The organism is Halomonas sp. ANAO-440 (genome assembly GCF_019915905.1).
In the GTDB taxonomy this organism is placed as follows: Bacteria; Pseudomonadota; Gammaproteobacteria; order Pseudomonadales; family Halomonadaceae; genus Halomonas; species Halomonas chromatireducens.
This window is the reverse complement of the sequence record NZ_JAHXBV010000047.1, coordinates 1-580: the sequence shown is the minus strand read 5'-3', so window position 1 is coordinate 580 and position 580 is coordinate 1. Positions and strand designations below refer to the sequence as shown.

The 580-nt window shown below is 62.1% G+C and carries 2 protein-coding genes (1 of these 2 cut by a window edge); both read left to right on the top strand.

Annotation, left to right across the window (positions count from 1 at the left end):
- On the top strand, positions 1-133 hold part of the coding region annotated (locus tag KZO25_RS19520) for a reverse transcriptase domain-containing protein (RefSeq protein ID WP_262489144.1) (this coding region is incomplete at its 5' end). The annotated region extends 601 nt beyond the left edge of the window; 133 of 734 annotated nt are visible.
- A complete protein-coding gene (locus KZO25_RS20260; protein WP_223138184.1) occupies positions 94-423 on the top strand; it encodes a group II intron maturase-specific domain-containing protein in 330 nt (109 codons plus the stop codon). The genes KZO25_RS19520 and KZO25_RS20260, both read left to right, overlap by 40 nt.
- Positions 424-580: the final 157 nt, after the last annotated feature.

Below are 580 nucleotides of genomic sequence, written 5' to 3'. Positions count from 1 at the left end.
CTGCACCCCGACAAGACCCATATCGGCGACTGCCGGCAACGGGGTCAGGGATTCGACTTCCTGGGCTACCGCTTCGAAGCGGGAAAGCGCTGGGTGCGCAGGAAGAGCCTCAAGGCCTTCAAGGATAAGGTGAGAAGCAAGACGCGGCGGACAGAGGGCAAGAGTCTGCGGCAGGTCATCGCCTCGCTGAATCCCATGCTGAAAGGCTGGTTTGGCTACTTCCGGCACGCCTATTGGACGACCTTCCGGCCGTTGGACGGTTTCATCCGTCGACGGCTGCGGGCCATGCTGCGCCGACAAGAGAAGCGCCCGGGACAAGGGCGGGGACTTTCTGACCAGCGACGATGGCCCAATACGTTCTTCGCGGCCTCCGGGCTATTCACACTAGCCGACGCCTGGCGGCAAGCGAGCCAATCCCGATGAGGAAACCATCGACTGGAGAGCCGTGTGCGGGAGAACCGCATGCACGGTTCGGAGGGCGGGGAGGCTAAGCCTTCCCGACCCCTATCAGCTGTTTTGTCCAGCCATGGCAGGCGATTACCACCCTGTTGGAGTATCTTTAGATCACGACTGGAGGCCG